Origin of the sequence: Desulfofundulus australicus DSM 11792 (assembly GCF_900129285.1) — a bacterium.
GTDB lineage: Bacteria > Bacillota > Desulfotomaculia > Desulfotomaculales > Desulfovirgulaceae > Desulfofundulus > Desulfofundulus australicus.
Window position 1 is genome coordinate 101797 of the sequence record NZ_FQUW01000005.1, and the last position, 18682, is coordinate 120478.

General features: G+C 58.1%; 15 protein-coding genes. 2 read left to right on the forward strand and 13 right to left on the reverse strand.

Annotation, left to right across the window (positions count from 1 at the left end; genetic code table 11):
- Nucleotides 1–184 precede the first annotated feature (184 nt).
- The 4 genes from BUB44_RS01405 to BUB44_RS01420 all read right to left on the reverse strand — a co-directional run bounded on the left by BUB44_RS01405 (nt 185) and on the right by BUB44_RS01420 (nt 6720).
- On the reverse strand, nt 185–3319 hold the full coding sequence (locus BUB44_RS01405; RefSeq protein WP_073162613.1) for an efflux RND transporter permease subunit: 3135 nt from the start codon (nt 3317–3319) through the stop codon (nt 185–187).
- The gene (locus BUB44_RS01410) at nt 3316–4539 is read right to left on the reverse strand and encodes an efflux RND transporter periplasmic adaptor subunit (RefSeq protein WP_073162614.1); all 1224 of its coding nucleotides are present in this window, start codon (nt 4537–4539) and stop codon (nt 3316–3318) included. The genes BUB44_RS01405 and BUB44_RS01410 overlap by 4 nt, the downstream gene beginning before the upstream one ends.
- Nucleotides 4540–4660: 121 nt before the next feature.
- Entirely contained in the window at nt 4661–5254 is a 594-nt protein-coding gene (locus tag BUB44_RS01415) for a TetR/AcrR family transcriptional regulator (protein ID WP_073162616.1), read from the reverse strand.
- 236 nt (nt 5255–5490) lie between these two features.
- Nucleotides 5491–6720: a 4Fe-4S binding protein gene (locus BUB44_RS01420; RefSeq protein ID WP_207545607.1), complete on the reverse strand. Its 1230-nt coding sequence runs from the start codon at nt 6718–6720 to the stop codon at nt 5491–5493.
- A 127-nt stretch (nt 6721–6847) separates the two neighbouring features.
- Between BUB44_RS01420 and BUB44_RS01425 the strand changes: the two genes are divergently transcribed.
- Nucleotides 6848–7939 carry a DUF2225 domain-containing protein gene (locus BUB44_RS01425; RefSeq protein ID WP_073162617.1) on the forward strand — a complete coding sequence of 364 codons (1092 nt, stop codon included), beginning with the start codon at nt 6848–6850 and terminating at the stop codon, nt 7937–7939.
- Nucleotides 7940–8077: 138 nt separating this feature from the next.
- Nucleotides 8078–10249 carry a cell division FtsA domain-containing protein gene (locus BUB44_RS01430; protein WP_073162619.1) on the forward strand — a complete coding sequence of 724 codons (2172 nt, stop codon included), beginning with the start codon at nt 8078–8080 and terminating at the stop codon, nt 10247–10249.
- On the opposite strand, the gene BUB44_RS01435 is transcribed toward BUB44_RS01430, so the two are convergent.
- The 9 genes from BUB44_RS01435 to BUB44_RS01475 form a co-directional block, all read right to left on the reverse strand.
- The gene (locus BUB44_RS01435; RefSeq protein ID WP_165610985.1) at nt 10217–11083 is read right to left on the reverse strand and encodes a methyl-accepting chemotaxis protein; all 867 of its coding nucleotides are present in this window, start codon (nt 11081–11083) and stop codon (nt 10217–10219) included. The two genes, BUB44_RS01430 and BUB44_RS01435, sit on opposite strands and share 33 nt — an antisense overlap.
- 14 nt (nt 11084–11097) lie before the next feature.
- Nucleotides 11098–11427 (reverse strand): hypothetical protein, encoded by a 330-nt coding sequence (locus BUB44_RS01440; protein ID WP_073162623.1) that lies wholly within the window; start codon nt 11425–11427, stop codon nt 11098–11100.
- Between the two features lie 11 nt (nt 11428–11438).
- The gene (locus tag BUB44_RS15945; RefSeq protein WP_278247926.1) at nt 11439–12221 is read right to left on the reverse strand and encodes a globin-coupled sensor protein; all 783 of its coding nucleotides are present in this window, start codon (nt 12219–12221) and stop codon (nt 11439–11441) included.
- Nucleotides 12222–12674 carry a hypothetical protein gene (locus tag BUB44_RS01450; RefSeq protein WP_073162625.1) on the reverse strand — a complete coding sequence of 151 codons (453 nt, stop codon included), beginning with the start codon at nt 12672–12674 and terminating at the stop codon, nt 12222–12224.
- A gap of 3 nt (nt 12675–12677) precedes the next feature.
- Nucleotides 12678–13400 carry an NAD(P)/FAD-dependent oxidoreductase gene (locus BUB44_RS01455; protein WP_027355630.1) on the reverse strand — a complete coding sequence of 241 codons (723 nt, stop codon included), beginning with the start codon at nt 13398–13400 and terminating at the stop codon, nt 12678–12680.
- A 262-nt stretch (nt 13401–13662) separates the two neighbouring features.
- Nucleotides 13663–14166 (reverse strand): 4Fe-4S dicluster domain-containing protein, encoded by a 504-nt coding sequence (locus BUB44_RS01460; RefSeq protein ID WP_027355631.1) that lies wholly within the window; start codon nt 14164–14166, stop codon nt 13663–13665.
- A gap of 12 nt (nt 14167–14178) precedes the next feature.
- The gene (gene cooS, locus BUB44_RS01465) at nt 14179–16041 is read right to left on the reverse strand and encodes an anaerobic carbon-monoxide dehydrogenase catalytic subunit (protein ID WP_073162627.1); all 1863 of its coding nucleotides are present in this window, start codon (nt 16039–16041) and stop codon (nt 14179–14181) included.
- 54 nt (nt 16042–16095) lie between these two features.
- Nucleotides 16096–17355, reverse strand: coding sequence for an NAD(P)/FAD-dependent oxidoreductase (locus BUB44_RS01470; RefSeq protein ID WP_242655795.1), 1260 nt, complete (start codon nt 17353–17355; stop codon nt 16096–16098).
- 88 nt (nt 17356–17443) lie between these two features.
- Nucleotides 17444–18646 carry a M24 family metallopeptidase gene (locus tag BUB44_RS01475; protein WP_242655790.1) on the reverse strand — a complete coding sequence of 401 codons (1203 nt, stop codon included), beginning with the start codon at nt 18644–18646 and terminating at the stop codon, nt 17444–17446.
- Between the last annotated feature and the right edge of the window lie 36 nt (nt 18647–18682).

An 18682-nucleotide genomic window follows, 5' to 3' on the forward strand; every position in this document is an offset into this window, starting at 1 on the left:
GCCACATCCGCACCAAAAAGTTTGATCTCCATTATGTATTATCTTCTCCTTTCCCCCTTTTCTTTTACTTTTTCTAACCCTAACATTTTTCTTCCCACCGGGCATTGATCCAGATCATAGCTTCATTATGATTTGTTCCACAACGAACCGGGAATTGCACATGCGTCATCGCTTACCGGCAGGCTCAACAGGCACCGGTCTTTAAATTTTTACCTTTAACTGCCGCTTTAATTTTTATATTTTCCACCAGATCATCAAACAGCGAGTACACCACCGGTATGACCACCATGGTCAGCAAAGTGGCCACCAGCATTCCCCCGATAACGGTTATAGCCAGGGGAGAAAACCTTTCCGAACCCAGCGCCCATTCCAGGGCCAGGGGAAGCATCCCCACCACGCAGGACAGGGCGGTCATCATGATGGGCCGGAAGCGCACCTGCACCGCCTCCACGATGGCTTCATCCCTGGTCGTGCCCGCCTCCCGGGCGCGGATGATGAACTCCACCAGCACAATGCTGTTGCGCACCACCGTACCCACAAGCAGAATCAGTCCCAGTATGGCCGGCAAAGAAACGCTCTTGCCGCTCAGCAGCAGGGCCAGGGCTACCCCGAAGAGCACTAAAGGAATGCTCATCATAATGGTTACCGGGTGAATGAAGGACCTGAACTGGGCCACCAGCAGCAAATACACCGTCACCACGGCCAGAAGCAGGGCACGCTTTAAATCCCCGGCGGACTCCTGCAGGTCCGCCTTTTCACCGGTTACTTCCAGCCTGTAGCCCTCGGGAAGTTTCACCTCCCGGAGTGCCTTTTCCACATCGGCAATCACGTGGCTGAAGGGCCGCCCCTCAGTATAACCCAGAATATCAATGGAGGGCAGGAGATTTTCCCGGGTAACCACGCTGGCCGCCTGGTTGATCTCCACATGTACCAGCTCCCGCAGCGGCACCTGCACGCCCAGGGGAGAGGTGACGGTGACGGCCAGCATGCTTTCCAGGGAACCCCGGTCCTCGGGCCGGTAGCGTACCACTATGTCGGTATCCTTGCGGCTTTCCACCTCCAGGGAAGACGCCCTCATTCCCTCCAGGGCGGCATAAACCTGCCGGGCTATTTTTTCCGGGGTAAGGCCCAGGGCCGCCGCCCGGGTTTCGTCCACCACCATGTTTACCTCCGGCGTGTTTAACGACCAGCTCCGGTAGAGGTTGACCGCACCGGGTACGGTTTTTAACTGCGCAAGCACCTCACCGGCCAGGTAATCCAGCACCCGCACATCATCCCCGGTGATGCGTATGTCTATGGGCGCGGCCGTGCTGCTTTTAGCCGTACCGCCGACTTCCTTCACCACAAAGGTTTCAATGTCGGGAATGCGGGCCATTTCCCGGCGCAGCCGTTTTTCGATTTGCCAGATGGTTTCCTTCCTTTCCTTCCGGGAGGTAAGGGTTACGGTGATTTCCGCCTGGGTTACCCCCAGGGCGCCGGTACCGCCCATGTAATGCGACCCCGGTTCATAACCGATGCGGCTGCTGTAGGCGATTACCGCCGGCTCCCTGTCCAGTAATTCCTCTACCCGCGCCACCACTCCGATCGTCTTCTCCAGGGAACTGGCGGGGGAGGTTTGCAAACTGATCAAAAGCGACCCGGCGTCCATCCTGGGCAGCACTTCCATACCGATCAGGCCCAGGAGTTTGATACTCAGCAAAATTAGCCCCAGGGACAGGAGCAGGGTCATCTTTCGCCTTTTCAAGGCCCTGACGACCAGCAGGGCGTAGGAGTCTTTCAGGCGGTTCATGGCTTTCGTAAAAGGAGCAATTGCCGCGTTTAACGCCCTTTCAGCCGCCGCCCAGCGCCTGCCGCCCAGCATAACTGTGAGCAGGGGGATAATGGTCAGGGAAACCAGTAAAGAACAGCTGATGGCGTAAATGAGCGTTTTGGCCAGGGGGCTGAACATTTGACCCACGAACCCGCCTACAAACAAAAGGGGAATCAGCACCGCCACAATGGTGGCCGTACCGGCCACCGCGGGCAGCATGATCTCGCTTGCACCGTCAATGGCCGCGGTGCGGATGTCCTTCCCGAGTTCATGGTGATGGCGCATGATATTTTCCACCACAATAATGGAGTCATCCACCACAATGCCTACGCTCAAAATGAGGGCGGAAAGGGTGATAATGTTCAGCGACAGGCCGGAGGCCTTCATAAGGACAATGGCTCCCAGCAGGGACAGGGGCATGGAAAAGGCAACGATGATTGATTCATTCAAGCTGATGAGGAATAGCAAAATAATGGCCGTGGTGAAGATGAGGGCATCCCTGACGCTGGCGGTCATGTTCTCCACCACCTGCAGGGTGAAAATGGAATCATCATCAGCTACGGCAAACTTTATTTCGGGAAATTGCCTTTCCAGTTCAGCCAGCTTTTCTTTTACCCTCTCAACCACTTCAACCGTGTTGGCCTCACGCTTTTTGATGATCTGAACGGCCAGGGAATTCTTGCCGTTAAAGTTATAGCTGCTGCGTTGTTCCTGGCTGGAATCTTCAATCCGGGCCACGTCTTTCAAGTATATGTTGTGGCCGCCGCGGTTTTCGAGGAGGATGTTGGCCAGCTCCCCGGGATGCAGGCGCTCCTGCGTGACCCTGATTAAGTATTCCTGCTCCCGCTGGGTAACCCGCCCGGCGGGCAGGCTGATATTTCCCCCTCCGATGGCCGCAGCCACCCGGTCGAGGGAAATATTAAGAGCCTCCAAACGGTGCCGGTCCACGTAAACATTAACCTGCCGCCGGTGGCCGCCCAGCACGTCCACGGCCCCCACCCCGTCCACCAGCTGCACTGCGTTTTTAATTTCGTTATCAGCCAGCGTACGCAAGGCTACCAGATCCAGGCTATCGCTGCTTAAGGCCAGGGTGAGCACCGGCTTATCCTGGGAGCTGAACTTGAGCACCTGCGGTTCCTGAATGCCTGCGGGCAGGCTTCCCTTTATCCGGCTGATGGCATTTTGCACGTCCACCGCCGCCTGGTCCAGGTCTTTTTCGTAGTTGAACTCCACCCTGACCACGGAAAGTCCATCCTGGGAAGACGAGGAGATCTTCTTAACTCCCTCGATAGTAGCCAGTTCTTCCTCCAGCGGTTTGCTCACTTCCCTGGCCACATCCGAGGCGGCAACCCCGGGGTATACCGTGATCACGTTCACCATGGGAGGAGACGTATCGGGAAACAGCTCCAGTTTAATTACGTTTTTTGCGTAGAGGCCGAAAAACACTATGGCCAGGACCAGGGCAAACACCGTATATTTGTGCTTGATGGCAAAGGCGGGCCAGTTCATGACTTTCTCCTTTCCTGGTACACAAGTACTTCTTTCCCGTCATAAAGCCTGGTCAAGTCGGACACCACCACCGGCTCGCCGGGCTTAAGGTCTCCTTTTACTTCATAGTGCGTTTCGTTCTTTAACCCCGGAGTTACCGGCACCTGTACCGCCCTGCCGTTTCTGACGGCGAACACCCAGGCCCTGCCCTGTTCCGTTTTCACCGCCCGGCGGGGGACCAGCAGGGCCCGCTCGCTTTGGCCGACTACAAAGGAAACCTCCACGCTCATCCCCGGCCTGACTCCGGGAGAAGAAACCGGCACCTCCACGATGGTGCTGCGGGTGAGGGGGTCTTCTGCCGGGTAAATCCGGGAAACCTGCGAGGCGGTTTCCCGCCCCCCGGGATAGCGCAGCGTTGCTTTTTGCCCTACTTTTAAAAAGGGCAGGTCTGCCTCGGCCACCTTAACCCGCGCAACCATTTTTCCAGTATCGTCCAGGGTAAGAATTGGTTTACCCGGCACGGCCAGATCACCGGGATAGTTATGTACGGCTGTAACCACACCGTTAAAAGGCGCCTTGATGGTTGCATCCTGACAGGCTGACCTGGCCAGGGCCAGCCCGGCTTCGGCCTGGGCCAGCTGGGCCCTGGCCGCCCTGACCTGGGCGGGAGCGGTGCGTTCCGCCGATTCCTTCGCCTGCTGGTAGGGGAGTTCGTACTGGTTTTCAAAAACGGACGGGGCTATAGCTCCGGCGGCCAGCAACTCCTGCCCGCGTTTGTAATTGGCCGCGGCCTTTTCCAGGTTGGTCCGGCTGACGGAAAGGGCGCCCTCGGCCTGTTCCAGAACCGCTCTGGCCTGGTCCACCGCCGCTGCCGCCTGGTTTAAGCGCTCTTTTAATTCTTCATCGTTTAAAACTACCAGAACCTGGCCCCTGGTCACCCGGTCTCCTTCTTTAACCGTAAGCGTTCGAATTTCCGCCATTACTTTGGAAGCCAGGGACGCCCGGTGGGCGGATTCAATGGTCCCCGTATAGCTCAGGCTCTCCGTGATGGTACCGGCGGTAACCGGCACCGTCTCCACCGGCACGCCCGCCGCCTGTGCCGGTGGCGGCAGCTGGCGCAGGGCCATAATCTTTGTGCCTACCACCAGGCCAAGGGCTGCCAGGATAACAACCAGCAGAACCGCTTTGACCTGTCTTTTAACGGTAGAAAAGATCTTTAGAAAGTTCAGCGGAAGATTCACGGCTTAAGCCCCCTTAACTCACGCTTAACGTGTACAGCGATTACCCATCATCATCCCTGGATCGCCTCAGCTTTTTAGCAACAAAAGGCAAGCAAGTAATCACTTACTTAATGACATAAAATTAATTTTGCAATATTGAGGATAAAAAACGCAAAATCTGCCTTTGTGCTCCAGCAAGGGATTCCTGACACCCCGTTAAAGACCAGCGCAGGAGATTTACCTGCACCAGGCCCAGGTAGGTGGCAGCCACCATGGATACATCCAGATCGGGGCGGAATTGTTTCTTCTCCCTACCCTCCCGGATAATAGCTTCGATGAGCTCCATGTATTCACCAATGGTCTCGGACATCAACTGGCGCAGATTTTCGTCATGCTGATGCACCTGCTCCGAAAAAATAATTTTGGGAATACCTTTGTTTTGTTCAAACAGCTCCAGGTGAAAAAGCAAAATATCACCGAGCTTTTCCAGGGGTTCACCTCCCCCGGCAACCCTGGCCCGGCTCCAGCCCAGGAGGGTGTCCCGTATATAACGTACGGTGGCCAGCAGTATTTCATTTTTACTGGCAAAATGGCGGAAAATGGTTCCCTCGGCAATGCCCACTTCCCGGGCAATTTCGGCAGTGGTCAACCCGGAAATGCCCCTTTCGGCAACAATCTTCAATGTGGCCCGGACGATTTGCTGCTGCCTGATCTGCGTATCGTATCGCTGCGCCATGAAAATTTGCCTCCTGAACAATTATACTCCATTATATTAAGTGATTACTCACTTGTAAACTAACATACCCGGTATAGTTTGTCAAGGATGCCAGGGACTTAATCCAGTTCCTCCTTCATTTCAACCTCGAAACTATAACCCCTTACCGTTGAACATTCTGGTAGAAAACGTCGGTTTGAAAAAGAGACGATTGAAATTCATCTACCGAACACGGTAAAGAAATCGGGTACGTTAACTTATTTTCCCGGATGGGAAAAGTACTGGCTGTATGGAATCAATGCGCTGTAGTCGGCCGGAGTAAGAATGGTTTGCCAGTGCCCAGTGAGCCGGGCCAGCAGGATGAAGCCAAAGAAAACGGCCAGCAATGCCCCGCCGAAAATCCAGGGGTTGATACGGCCCCGGCCTGCCGGTCCGGCCACCGTTAAAGCACCCCGGCAGGGGCAGTTTTCCACACAGCGCAGGCAGGCGGTGCATTCAGGTGACCAAATCCGCTGTGAATGTGAAACTTTCAGGTATGAAGGACAGACCCGGTCGCAACTTCGGCAGCCGCTGCACAGACCGGTATGGCGGGTAATCTTTAAAGGGCTGAAGATGCTGACAATACCCAGCATCGCCCCGTAAGGACAAAGATAACGGCACCAGAAATGGCGGTAAATTACTGATAGCACGGCCAGCGCCAGCAGGGTAACCAGGGCCGTGGGGCTCAAATGCAGGAAAAACTGTAGCATTTTTACATCGGAAATGCGGTAATAAGGCGTGTTCAAAAAGGCCCCGACATCATCCACAGACATAAGGAAAAATATGGCCAGCACAAAAAAGGCCAGCAGTACATATTTCAGGGAACGCAGGGGCAGGTCCAGCCAACGGGGCATCACGGGGCGCTTGGGTCCAAAAAGCCTTTCCCCCAGCCGGTCGAGACCTTCCGAGATGGCCCCCACCGGGCAGATCCAGCTGCAAAAACCCTTTTTGAAAAGCAGGGAAACCAGTAGTACAGCCAGCAGGATGCTTAAGGCTGCCGGGTGGACGGGGTCGTAAATCCCGGTGGCCAGCCAATAGCGCAGGGCCATCAGGGCCCCAATGGGTAAAAACCCTTCCACCGCCGGGGGACGTGCCGTCAAAGGGGCGCTCCCGCCGGCCTCAAAATGCTGCACGAAAAGATAAAAGCGCCACCCCAGGTAGAGCAGGTAAAAGCCGAAAAGAACCTGGAAGGCGTTGCGGGTATAAAGCAGATAGCCTTTGACAGCAGGCGCCTGCAGTTCCCCTGCTTCCACCCGCTGTCCGGGAGGAACCGGTATCTTTGTGACCTGGCCGCAGGCGGTGTTCCCCATGGTTACTCCCACCTTTTCCTTAAAAATTGCTGCCTGCCCGCCATTATACCCCGCCCTTTGCCCGCTGGCAGTGAGCAATATCACAATTTCACTATGCCCGCAGGCAAAAACAGCCGCAACAAATAACTCATACCCCAAGGCAGGATCCATTTCTGAACAGGTAGAATAACTAAACATGACAGCCTTATGGCAAATCTTTACATCGTTAACACCCTAACCGTGGTCTTTTCGCGTTTATGATGAATTTGGAAAGGAATGTTTACTGGTGCCAGATTACACCGGATCGAAAATAATTCACTCCCTGGCGCCGGGTGAGTTTCTTTTTCGCCGGGGCGAACATAAAAGGGAAATGTATGTAGTATTACAGGGCAAGATCGAGCTCAGCAAAGTTACCGGCGGTCAAAGGAAAGTGCTGGCCCTTGTGGGACCGGGAGAATTTATCGGCCAGAGCTCCCTGCTGGAAGGTTTATCGCGGCAAAGCGATGCCCGGGCGGTAGAAGATTCCCTGGTACTGGTGATTAATGAGGAAAATCTGGAACAGGTAATCAAGATGCACCCGCAACTGGCCGCAAAAATCATGCGGGCGCCAAGGGATAAACCACCCGCTCAAAAAGAAACTCTCCGCACAGGATCAGAACACCCCTTTCTTTACCAGTCAGAGGTTAAATGCCCGGTGTGCAGCACCACCTTTACGGTGCTGAAAGTATTTGAACACAAATTATCCGTCACCGGCCAGGATAGCGATTTCCGCCAGCGTTACCGCGATTTTGAACCGCTTTTGTACAGCGTCTGGGTTTGCCCGGGCTGCTTTTACGCCAACCAGCGCACCGATTTTCCAAATCTTTCTGCCAGGCAAAAAAAGCTGCTTCAGGACGGGAAGGCAGAAAGGCAAAAAGCTTTTTCCGGAACGATGGCCACCCCAGGAACACTGGAATTTGCCCTGCAGGCACACCGGCTGGCCCTGTTCAACTCAGAACAGATGGCCGCGGAACCGGACAAAATAGCCCGCCTGTGGTTGCACCTGGCCTGGCTGTATGAGGACGGAGAACAGAAAGAAGCTGCGTTAGACGCCCGGGCCCGGGCATTGGAATACTTCCGGCAGGCTTACTTTAACAGTTCCCGGACACTGTCCACCAAACAGGAACAGCAGCTGGCCTACCTCATCGGCGAACTGCACTTCAGACTGGGTCAGTATGCCAGAGCACTGGATTTCTTTCGCCGGGCGGTAGTCGTGCGTGGGGGCAGCGCCGCCCTGAACGAGCAGGCCCGGGACAGGATTGCCTTAACCAGGAAACTGGCTAAATCAACCAGCCAACCTGCCGCCGGTTCATCCGGCGTGGAGGAAACCGGTCTTTAACGGGTACTGTCGCAAAACCAAAGACGGTGCAGGCGGCGGTCGTCCCTTAAGGAGCGACCCAGCACTCACTGGTACAACTCCTTCATTGACACAGTCATTGAGCATTATGTAAATAACATAACTTCGAAGGCATTTCCAATGAACGGGAAGGTATCAGGTATGGCTTTAAAAGCATCTCCTGAAAACACCATCTTTGCCCTGGACATCGGCACCCGCACGGTAATCGGGCTGGTGGCCATCCCCGAGGACGGCCGGCTCAGGCTGGTGGCGCAGCGGCTGGTGGAGCACCAGCGGCGAACCATGCTGGACGGCCAGATTCACGATATCCCCGGAGTCGCCCGGGCAGTAAAAACAGTGAAGGAAGAGCTGGAAGGGGAACTGGGTTTTCCCCTGCGCCAGGTGGCCATTGCCGCCGCGGGGCGCTCCCTGATCACCCGCTCCTGCCATATTGAGCAGGAGACCGGCGGTCGGGAAATCGGCTGGCCGGAAGTAAACGCCCTGGAGCTGGCGGCCATCCAGCAGGCTCACCGGGAACTGGAGGCAGACCCGAACCTGCACGCCGGGGAGTTCGCCTGCGTGGGCTACAGTATCCTTTCCTACTACCTGGATGGTTACCCCATCTCCAGCCTGATCGGTCACCGTGGTAAAACCATTGGTGCCGATGTGCTGGCCACCTTCCTGCCTGACTCGGTGGTCAACAGCCTCTATGCCGTGCTCCAGCGGGTGGAACTGGAGCCTTTAAGCCTTACCCTGGAACCCATTGCCGCCATCGAAGCGGCTATTCCCGAAAACTACCGCCTGTTAAACCTGGCCCTGGTGGATATTGGAGCCGGAACCTCCGACATCGCCATCACCAGGGACGGCGCTATCGCCGCCTACGGCATGGTCCCCGTAGCCGGAGACGAAATCACCGAAGAAATTGTCCAGAGCTGCCTGGTGGACTTCGATACCGCCGAACGCATGAAAAGGGAACTGGTCCGGGGCGGTGACATCCACTATACGGACATTGTGGGCCTGGAAAGCACCATTTCCTGCCAGGAGCTGCTGGACCGGATTGACCCGGCCTTAGAACGGCTGGCCCGGGAAATCAGCGCCCAGATCCTGGCCCAGAACGGGGGGCGTCCGCCGCGCTCGGTCTTTTGCGTGGGCGGCGGCAGCCAGGTTCCCGGCCTGACGGAAAAGATCGCCCGGGAGCTGGAGCTGGATAAAAAAAGGGTGGTCCTGCGGAACCGGCGCAGCATAGGTCAGGTGCTGGCAGTGGAAGGGGAGGACCGGATCCCCGGGCCGGAGGGGGTGACGGTGGCGGGCATAGCCCTGGTTGCTTTACGCAAACTGGGTCATGATTTCATCCACATCATGGTGAACGGAGTGGAGCACCGGCTCTTCAATGCCCGGGAATTTACCGTGGGTAATGTGCTGGCCCTCACCGGTTTCAATCCCCGCCTGCTCATCGGGCACAACGGAAAAAACCTGGCCTTTACCTTGAACGGCAGGCGCCAGGTCATTTTTGGCGGGCTCTCCCGGCCGGCCAGGATACTGGTAAACGACCGCGAAGCCAACATGCAGACCCGGGTGTCCCACGGGGACCGGATTGTGGTTCATCCGGCCGTAAACGGCGCGGACGCCCGGGCCACAGCGGGCGACCTCCTGCCACCCGGGGAAACCATCACCGTATACGTCAGCGACAGGCCGGTAAAAATGGCCGCCTGCTGCCTTATCAACGGACAGGCCGCCGAACCATCCCGGGAAATCCCCCCGGACAGTGAGGTGGAAATCTGCGCCGCAAAACCCCTCGGGGAGTGGCTGGCGGAGGAACTGGGCGTCCCCGCGGCGGAGCTGGGGAGATATGAGGTGCTGGTAAACGGCCGGGCTGTTTCCCCTGATTACCGGCTGCACGATGGGGACAGGGTGAACTGCCGTCACCGGGAGGAGGACCGCCGCCGACCGCCGGCTGACCCGGCAACGTTTAAGCCGGGGCCAGAGGCCCCGGCTGCTGGAGAATCCCGGAATAACCAGGATGCCGCAGAGACATTAGCCACGGATCCGGAAACAACGGGGGAAATATCCGGTCCGGCACCCGCCCGCGGCATCACCGTGATGGTAAACGGCAGAGCCGTCACCCTCACGGGGCGTTCCAGCTATATTTTCATCGATATCTTCAACTACATAGACCTGGATCTCGAGGGGCTCAAACCGCCCGTCTGCCTGACCCTCAACGGAAAAGAAGCATCTTTTACCGACGAGCTGCACGATGGGGATATCATTGAAATCGGCACTTCAAACCGTAAAGCGGGCAGCCATGGCCTTTAGCTTCTCAGCCATGCCGGAAAGGGTGGCGATGCTGCTGGCAGTTTCCTGCAGCAGGGCGCTCTGTTCCTCGGTGGAGGCGGCAATGTTCTGCACCGCTTCCGCCACCTGCCGGGAGGCTGCCGCCACATCGGCCACCTGGGAATCCACTTCCTGCACCGCACCCAGAATATCCTTAAATGTCGAGCCGGCCTCCTCAACCACCGCCAGCCCCCGGTCCGCCTCCCGGGCCGACCCTTCCATCATGGACGTAACCTCGTGGATCTCATCCCGGATGGTGGTAACCAGATTGCCTATTTCTTCTGCCGAGGAAGCCGATCTTTCCGCCAGCTTCCGCACCTCATCGGCCACCACGGCAAAACCCCGGCCGTGCTCCCCAGCCCGGGCAGCTTCAATGGCCGCATTCAGGGCCAGCAGGTTGGTCTGGTCGGCAATGTTCCGGATGATGTCCAGTATTTCTCCAATCTGCTCGGACATGCGGGCAAAACGCTCCACCCGCTCCACCGCCTGGCGGGTAATATCGTGCATGGCCCGGATCTGGCGGCTGACCTCATCCATCTTCCGGCCGCCGTCTTTGGCCAGGGAAGCGGCCCGGCGGGCCGTTTGGGCCACCGTTTCCGCCCGCCCGGCCACTTCCTCCACGCTGGCGGAAATCTGAACTGCCGCGCTGGCCGTTTCCGTGGCCCCCTGGGAGATCTGCTCCGTGGCGCCGGAAAGCTGCTCGGCCAGTTCCGACGCCTGCCGGGCCTCTTCCGCCAGTTCACCGATCAGCCCGGCCAGGTTCTTCCGCATCTGCTCAAAAGAGCCGATTAATTGCCCGATTTCGTCTTTTTTCACCATGCCACCCCGCCTTATAATTCCCGGCTGCAAAAAAGGTCGCCCCCGTCTTTCAAATCACCGCTGGCCACCCGTTCAGCCATCCCGGCCAGGTTTTTTAAAGGAATGGCCAGCACAAAACGAGCCAGCAGGTAGTTGATCTCTCCGACGATCAGCCCCGCCAGTACACAGGCTCCAAAAAACGACGGCCGGAATACCACTCCGGAGGGTAATCCCAGGGCTACCACAAAGAAAGGGAAAACCGCCCCGATAAGCAATCCCATCACTATCATGGAAAGAAACAACACCCGGAACAAACTGCCCCTGGCGGCCAGGCGGCACAACACCTCATTTTGCAATCCCATGGCAAGCCCCCCTATAGATTATCATCGTTGATCTTCTGCATCTTCATAATAGCTTCACTGTTCTTCTGGATCATCCCGGCAATTTCTTTGGCGGAATTTGCCGACTGCTGGGCCAGCTTGCGCACCGCCTGGGCCACCACGGTGAAGGTGCGGCCGTGCTCCCCGGCCCGCGCGGCCTCAATGGCCGCATTCAAAGCCAGGAGGTTGGTTTCATCGGCTATATGGGAAATGACTCCCGCCACCTTGCCCACGTCCTGCTGCATTTGCATCAATTGTTCCAGTTGCTGGATGATATAGTTTTCGATTGCCAACTGCATGTCCAGGTTGATCCTCCTGGCAAAAGCATTGAAAGCGCGCTGGACGGCGGCCATATCATCTCCATGATGTTCAATTAAAATGCGCTGGATCTCCTGGCAGTACATCTGATAGGCCCCCAAATACCAGCGGGGGGAAAGGCCGATGTCAAGGTGCTTGCGCCCGATATACAGGCGTTGCTTGAAATACTGCTCGTCCAAAACCGGTGAAGTCAGGCTGATAAAATACTGCTTCTGGGTTTCCTTAAGCCTGTTTACATTGCTGTGCCTCTCGATAATTTTTTTGAGCTGGGGAAACTGCAAAATGTGCCCGTAAAAATAATCCACCACGCGGTCGGCTTCTTTCACAAACAAATCCCGGTACCGGGCCATAATCTCCAGGTCTTCCAGTGAAATGGCCAGGTATTGGACCTGAGTCTGGCGTGATTTTTCATGATCGACCATTACCTTCATAGTCTCTTCCTCGCTTTTAGGTAACATTTAGGTCCTGCCCTTTTGCAGTTCCCGGGCTAAAAGGGCGGCCAACTGGGGGTGCTGCTCCTTGATCCGGGCCAGGTAAAGGAAGACGCTGCCCGGGTAGTCGATGGTTTCCTGCAGCAGGGCGCTTTCCAGGGCTGAACGCACCAGGGCAATAACGCAGTCGGGGGAATGGTTGTCGCGACACTGCCGGCACTGGCGGCAGGTCTCGGCAATGGCCCCGGCCACCTGTTCCGGGTAGTAGGGCTTAAAATCCTGAGCGGGAAGAAGCCTGGAGGCTCCGGGAATATCCAGGAGCTTCTTCTGTGCAGCAAAGCTTAATACTTTGCGGGCAAACCCCACCAGGCACTGGGACGGATTGCAACCGGGGGAATTATACAGGTCACAGCCCTGGCAGATACGGTCAAGCTGTGTTTCCAAAGCCGCCAGGTTTATTTCTTCCACCTTAACCGCCATCTTTTAATTGCCACCTCCCCCACCCTGCAAAAACCTGGCAAATTCAGACGCCTCCTCTTCCGGTGCCGCCAGCAGCTCCGCGGGAGGCTGGAACTGGTTTTCTCCAACCCGGGCCAGGGTTTGACAGAGGCGCTCATGGGGCTGGGCCAGGTTACGGTAGCGTTCCAGCACAAAATCCAGCAATTGCATTACCTGCCCGGCCGTGACTTTGCGGGCAAGGGGAACACCGTGGACCGGCTTGACCGTACTTCCCCGCCCGCCGATGAAAACGTCAAACCGGTTCTGACCCGAAGCCCGGGCCCCAAAATCGGCACACTGGGGTTCCGTACAGCCCCGGGGGCACCCCGCCACGGCAATTTTAAAATCCTTGGGCACTTCCTGCCCCACGCATTTCTCCTGAATCGCAATCCCCAGACCAAGGGCATCGGCAATGGCCCGCGGGCAAAGATCCTGGTTTCCCGGGCAGGCTTTCACCGGCCGCACCACCTTGCCGAAGGGGGCCACCTTCAAACCCAGCGGCTCCAGGGCGGCCACCAGCTTCTCCACATTTTCCTCCGGCAGCAGAACCACCACCGTCTGGCGGGCGGTCATCTTCAGCCGGAACACATTATTTTCCCGGGCTGCCTGGCCCAGGCCAGCCCATTGTTCCGGAGTCATCACGCCGCAAGCGGCCATGATGTCCACCGCGATCAAACCGTTTCTCTGCTTGAAATACCCTTCACCCATTGGGGGAACACAACCTCCTTTTTATCAATTGATTGGATGGAATACTGCTGTCATACCCGCCACAACCTGCTCCTTTTTGTCCAGCGGGTACCTGATTAATGATATTTGCCAGAGCCAGGAATATTCCTTCCTAGAAATAATATTTTTTCTTATTACTAATAAGGTGGCCCCACCCTGATTGATATTTAAACTTTAAAGCCGGGCCGGTGCTAAACCGGGCCCGGCTTTAAAGGCGACAGAGCCCCGCTCCACATACTGGGAGCTATAGATTGCTCAAAGCGCGGTTCAGGACATCCAGACGCCGCTTATCACTGTATTCGTCCACCTCGTCGTAGACCAGAGCCCCGGTGGGGCAGGCCCGGACACAGGCCGGCACCCCTTTTTCGTCCCGGCACTCCCGGTCGCACTTCAGGGCCAGAGTGCCGTCGGCGTCACTGCGGATGACGCCGTAGGGGCAGACCATGACGCACATCCAGCAGGCGGTGCACTGCTGGTCGCCGCCTACATTGGTCACGGTACCGTCCTCCTGCCGGTGCATGGCCCCGGCAATGCAGGCGTCGATGCAGGGGGCGTCCTGGCAGTGGCGGCAGTTCAGGGGGGCTTTGTGCCCACCCGCCTGGTGGATGAAAATGCGGGCGCGGGGCCTTTCACCGTTCAACACGGCGCCCAGGAGGCTGCCGGCACCGGAGTGGGCCACGGCACAGGCCAGCTGGCAGGAGCGGCAGCCCAGGCAGCGGTCGTAACGGATTAAAACTTCTTTCGGCATCCTGCCCACCCCCTAAATGCCCATAGCGGCCCGTTTATCATCAATATGCGCGATGACTAACTCAGCTGCCTTGAAGGGGTCTGTTTCCACCGCAAAATAGCCGCCTACCAGATCTTTCGCCTGCCTGGTGAGCAGATCCGCCACCACGTTGCTCCCCAAAACGGGAGGTACCGTGCCCAGAACGGTGAAAATCCCGGAAGCAACCACATAGGCGCCGATGCTTACCGCCTTTTCCGACATCCACTCGGGCGCCGCCCCGGCCACCGGCAGGTCGGCAATGTCCACGCCAAGTTCTCTGGCCAGCGCTGCAGCAACTGTCAGAATCCGGCTGATGTCCACACAGGAACCCATGTGCAAAACAGGAGGCAGGCCGAGCGCCCGGCAAACTTCCGCCAGGCCCGCGCCGGCCAGTTCCGCCGCCTCCGGCAGGAGCAGCCCTGCCTTGGCGCTGGCAATGGCTGCGCAACCCGTTTCCACCACCAGCACATCCCGGGCAATCAGGGCCTTTGCCAGGTTCACGTGGCTGTGGTCCTGGGTGACTTTCGGGTTATTGCAGCCCACCAGAGCGGCAATTCCCCTGATCTTTTTGTTTTTCACCGCCTCGATGAGGGGGTCGAGGGTGCCGCCCAGGGCGTTCAAAAGGGCCTCCACACTGAAACCGGCCACGTATTCAGCGGTCTCCTCAGGAATATAGACACGGTTTTGGTCCCGGTTGGGATAATTTTCAATGGCCTGAAGGATAATCTTCCGGGCGGTTTCCAGGGCGTTGTGTTCATCTAATGGTATATGAAGGGCGCCCGGGAACTTTGCCTTGGGCGAGGTGGAAATAAACTTCGTATGGTAGCAGGCAGCCAGCTGGCCGAGGGCGGGCATGATGCACTGCACGTCCACCACCACCGCCTCCAGGGCACCGGTAATTATTGCCAGCTCCTGCTGAAGGAAATTGCCGGCCACAGGAACACCGTGGCGCATGAGAATTTCGTTGCCGGTACAACACATCCCCACCAGGTTGATGCCGCTGGCTCCTTTAGCCCGGGCCGCGGAAATTAGAGCCAGATCTTTTGCCGCCGCCACCAGCATCTCCGACAGTACGGGCTCGTGGCCGTGAACGAGAATATTTACTGCGTCCTTGCTGAGAACGCCCAGGTTGCTCCTGCCCCTCACCGGGCGGGGAGTGCCGAATAAAACGTCGGAAAACTCCGTGGCCAGCAATGAGCCGCCCCAGCCGTCGGAAAGGCTGCAGCGCAGGCCGTGCAAAATCAGGTTGGCCGGGTCGTTGTCCACGCCAAAATGGGTGCGGTGCATGGCTTCCACCACTTCCCGGTCAATCCCGCGGGGGGTGATGCCCAGTTTTTCCCATATCTCCTTCCGCTTCACGGGAACCCGGTTTATGCCCTGCAGGTAGCCTTTCCTGGTACCGAACTCCTCCAGCGCCGCTTCTGCCAGTTTTTTAGCTATGACCTGAACCGTCTCACCTTCGGTGGACAGGCCAAACTCCCGGGCCAGGGCCATGAGTTTACTCTCATCCTTAATGGTATAGTCCCTGATCTCCCCGGCGGCAACACCTCGAAGGGTTTCGACAATGTCCCGTCCGTGGTCCGAGTGGGCTGCCGCTCCGGCGGCAATCATCCGCAACAGGTTTCGCGCCACAATAATGTCGCCGGTGGCTCCACAAACTCCCTTCTGCGGGCCATCACCAAAGGGATCGATGCGGCACGGGCCCATATTGCAGTTCCGGCAGCAAAGCCCCAGTTCCCCAAAACCGCACTGGGGCTGCTGGGCCAGGTAACGGTCCCAGGCGGTTTCCAGGCCTTCATCACGGGCAACTTTAAGCATCTGCAGGGAAGCCGGATCGATGGAACGGGTATCCTTCATGGCATACCTCTCCTTTCGCAAAATTCGAAAATTTCCCGGATAAATTGATGGCCCTTACTCATACGAATTGTGAGCACCTTTATCCCTTTTAAAAAGCAAATCCAGAGCTACGCTCCCCACCCGGCCCTCCAGCAACTGCCGGCGGTAAGCCCAGGCCGGGCGGCCCGATTTCACCAGCGCCGTGTAGACCCCTGCGCCATCCACCCTTCCGGCCAGGATGAAGCCCGCCAGGCGCCCCCCGCTAAAGACCAGCCGCCGGTAGGTACGGCTCAGGGGATCATAATGGGCCAGCACCTCCTCGCCTTCCAGGTTCCCCACCGAGACCACGTCCACCCCCCCAAAGCGGGCGCTGTTCAGCCTGGTGAGAGGAGCCGGATAGGGACGGGCCATGCCCAGCATATTGGCCGCCGCGTAACGCCCCTGCTCAAAAGCCAGCGTCCACAGGGCCGAATTGACCTTTTGCCCGGTTAACCGGTCGGTTACCTGGATACAATCCCCCGCCGCATAAATATCCTCCAGGGAAGTGCGCATGTTGCCATCTACCACAATACCCTGCCCCACCTTACCGCCGGCCTTCTCCACCAGGCCGCTGTTGGGGCGCACACCCTTGGCCACTACGGCCAGCCCCGCGGGCAGTTCCCGGCCGTCTTCCAGTTCCACCCCCGTCAGGCGGCCTTTTGGCCCGGCAGCAAAGGCCTTTACCCGGGCGTTATAGATAAAATCGATACCCGCATTGATCAATTCCCGCTCCACCATGGCCGCCGCCCTTTCATCCAGTTGCCGGATGAGCAACCGCGGGCTGGTGACCACCACGGTGACCCGCCCCAGGCCTGCCTGCCTCAAGGCCAGAGCCGCCTTCAACCCCACCAGCCCGCCGCCCACCACCACCGCCCCGGAAACCCGTGGGACCAGGGCGGACAGCCGCCGGGCATCACGCAGGGTGCGCAGGGTACACACCCCTTCCAGTTCAGTCCCCGGCACGGCCGGGAGCACCGGGCTGGCCCCGGTGGCCACCAGCAGGCGGTCATAGGCCAGCTCCCGGCCATCCTGCAAAACCAGTCTTTTTTCCCGGGGCCGTACCTCCACTGCCGCTACCCCGGCTAGCAGTTCCACCTCCAGCCGCCGGTAAAACTCCGCCGGCCGCAAGTTGATGGAATTTTCTGTACGTTTCCCCGCCACCAAATCCGGCAGCAGGCAGCGGGAATAGGCCCCCGCAGGCTCATCGCTTACCACCGTAATGCGGTGCCGGTAACCGCCCAGGCGGCGCAGGGTCTCCACGGCTGCCACTCCCGCCGCGCTGTTGCCGATAATCACAAAGCGCAATTAACCACCCCCTTATCCAGGATAAAATTACCATTTACCGCGAGGCTTTAGCATACCCCGCTCTCAACCTGACCTCAACCTAAACAATTACCACTTCATCCGGGAACCTGGTTAATCTCTCCAGCTCCCGCTCCCGGACCACAAAGGTATTCTCAATACCCACCGCCCCCCGGCCCGGAAAGATAAATTTGGGCTCTATAGCCAGCACCATACCCGCCTGCAGCTTATCCTTCGCCCCCCGGGCCAGCACGGGCAGCTCGTTCAATTCCAGACCGATGCCGTGGCCCACAAAACGCACCTGCTCACCGCAGCCCATGAAGTGTTCCGCCAGGCCGGCGCCGGTGGCCATTTCCAGGGCCAGGTCGTATAGCTCCCCGCATGTTACTCCCGGCCGGGCCGCCGCCACCAGGGCATTCTGGATGTTTACCGCCGTCTCATGGGCTCTGAGCAGGTCTTCGGGCAGGTACCCCAGGGCAAAAACCCGGGTCATGTCCACCTGGTAGCCGTTGGCCACCCCTACGTAATCCACCATCACCGGTTCGCCGGGAGCAAGGCGGTGCCTGCCCACACCAAAGGGGAAGGCCGGTGTGAAGCCGGGCCCGCCCAGGGGGCTGTCAAAATAACTGGGCACCCCGCCGCTGGGCCCCGCCAGGAGACAGCCCCAGAAGAACTCCTGGTTGAATCCCCGCACCCGGATCAGGCCCATATGGCCGGCGCAACGGGCTGCCGCCTCCAGGCGGGCGGCCAGCTCAAGCTCGTCCATTCCCTCCCGGAGCATTTCCGGAATCCGGGCAAAGACACCGTCCATCATGGCCGCAGACTCTTTTAAAAGGCCGATCTCGTATGCCGACTTTACAGCCCGCAGTTCCCTGATCTGGAACGAGCAATCGACAATCCGGCCGGGGAAAATTTTTTCGTAACGGCGATACAGGTTGACCGGCAGCACATCCAGTTCCATGCCCAGCACCCCGGGCATTGCCAGGCCGCGGGCGGATAACAGTTCGGGAATCTCTTCCAGCCTGCGCAGGGGCACCACTTCCGCCGGGATTAAAGCAGGATCAACGCGCTGGATGCTCCGGCGGATCATGAAAAGGGCACGACCCCGGGCCGGGATATAAAGGTGGGCATTCTGGGTGGTACCGCAAAAATAAACCAGATCCGCTCCCTGCAGGAGCAGGGCGCCATCCATGCCCTGTGCACGCAAAACCTCCTGAAAACGCTTTACCCTGGTTTCCAGCTCCGCCAGGGGAGGATAAGACATAATTTCCACCTTCCTTTTCAAGAGAAAAATCTCCGGCCGGTTATCCATTTTCCTGAA

What these genes read in the sequence shown, in the direction of transcription:
- BUB44_RS01430 (WP_073162619.1), top strand. Translation starts at nt 8,078, where the DNA reads ATGAACGGGAAGGTATCAGGTATGGCTTTAAAAGCATCTCCTGAAAAC.
- BUB44_RS01455 (WP_027355630.1), bottom strand. Translation starts at nt 13,400, where the DNA reads ATGGGTGAAGGGTATTTCAAGCAGAGAAACGGTTTGATCGCGGTGGAC.
- BUB44_RS01440 (WP_073162623.1), bottom strand. Translation starts at nt 11,427, where the DNA reads ATGGGATTGCAAAATGAGGTGTTGTGCCGCCTGGCCGCCAGGGGCAGT.
- BUB44_RS01460 (WP_027355631.1), bottom strand. Translation starts at nt 14,166, where the DNA reads ATGCCGAAAGAAGTTTTAATCCGTTACGACCGCTGCCTGGGCTGCCGC.
- cooS (WP_073162627.1), bottom strand. Translation starts at nt 16,041, where the DNA reads ATGAAGGATACCCGTTCCATCGATCCGGCTTCCCTGCAGATGCTTAAA.
- BUB44_RS01405 (WP_073162613.1), bottom strand. Translation starts at nt 3,319, where the DNA reads ATGAACTGGCCCGCCTTTGCCATCAAGCACAAATATACGGTGTTTGCC.
- BUB44_RS01415 (WP_073162616.1), bottom strand. Translation starts at nt 5,254, where the DNA reads ATGGCGCAGCGATACGATACGCAGATCAGGCAGCAGCAAATCGTCCGG.
- BUB44_RS01450 (WP_073162625.1), bottom strand. Translation starts at nt 12,674, where the DNA reads ATGGCGGTTAAGGTGGAAGAAATAAACCTGGCGGCTTTGGAAACACAG.
- BUB44_RS15945 (WP_278247926.1), bottom strand. Translation starts at nt 12,221, where the DNA reads ATGTTACCTAAAAGCGAGGAAGAGACTATGAAGGTAATGGTCGATCAT.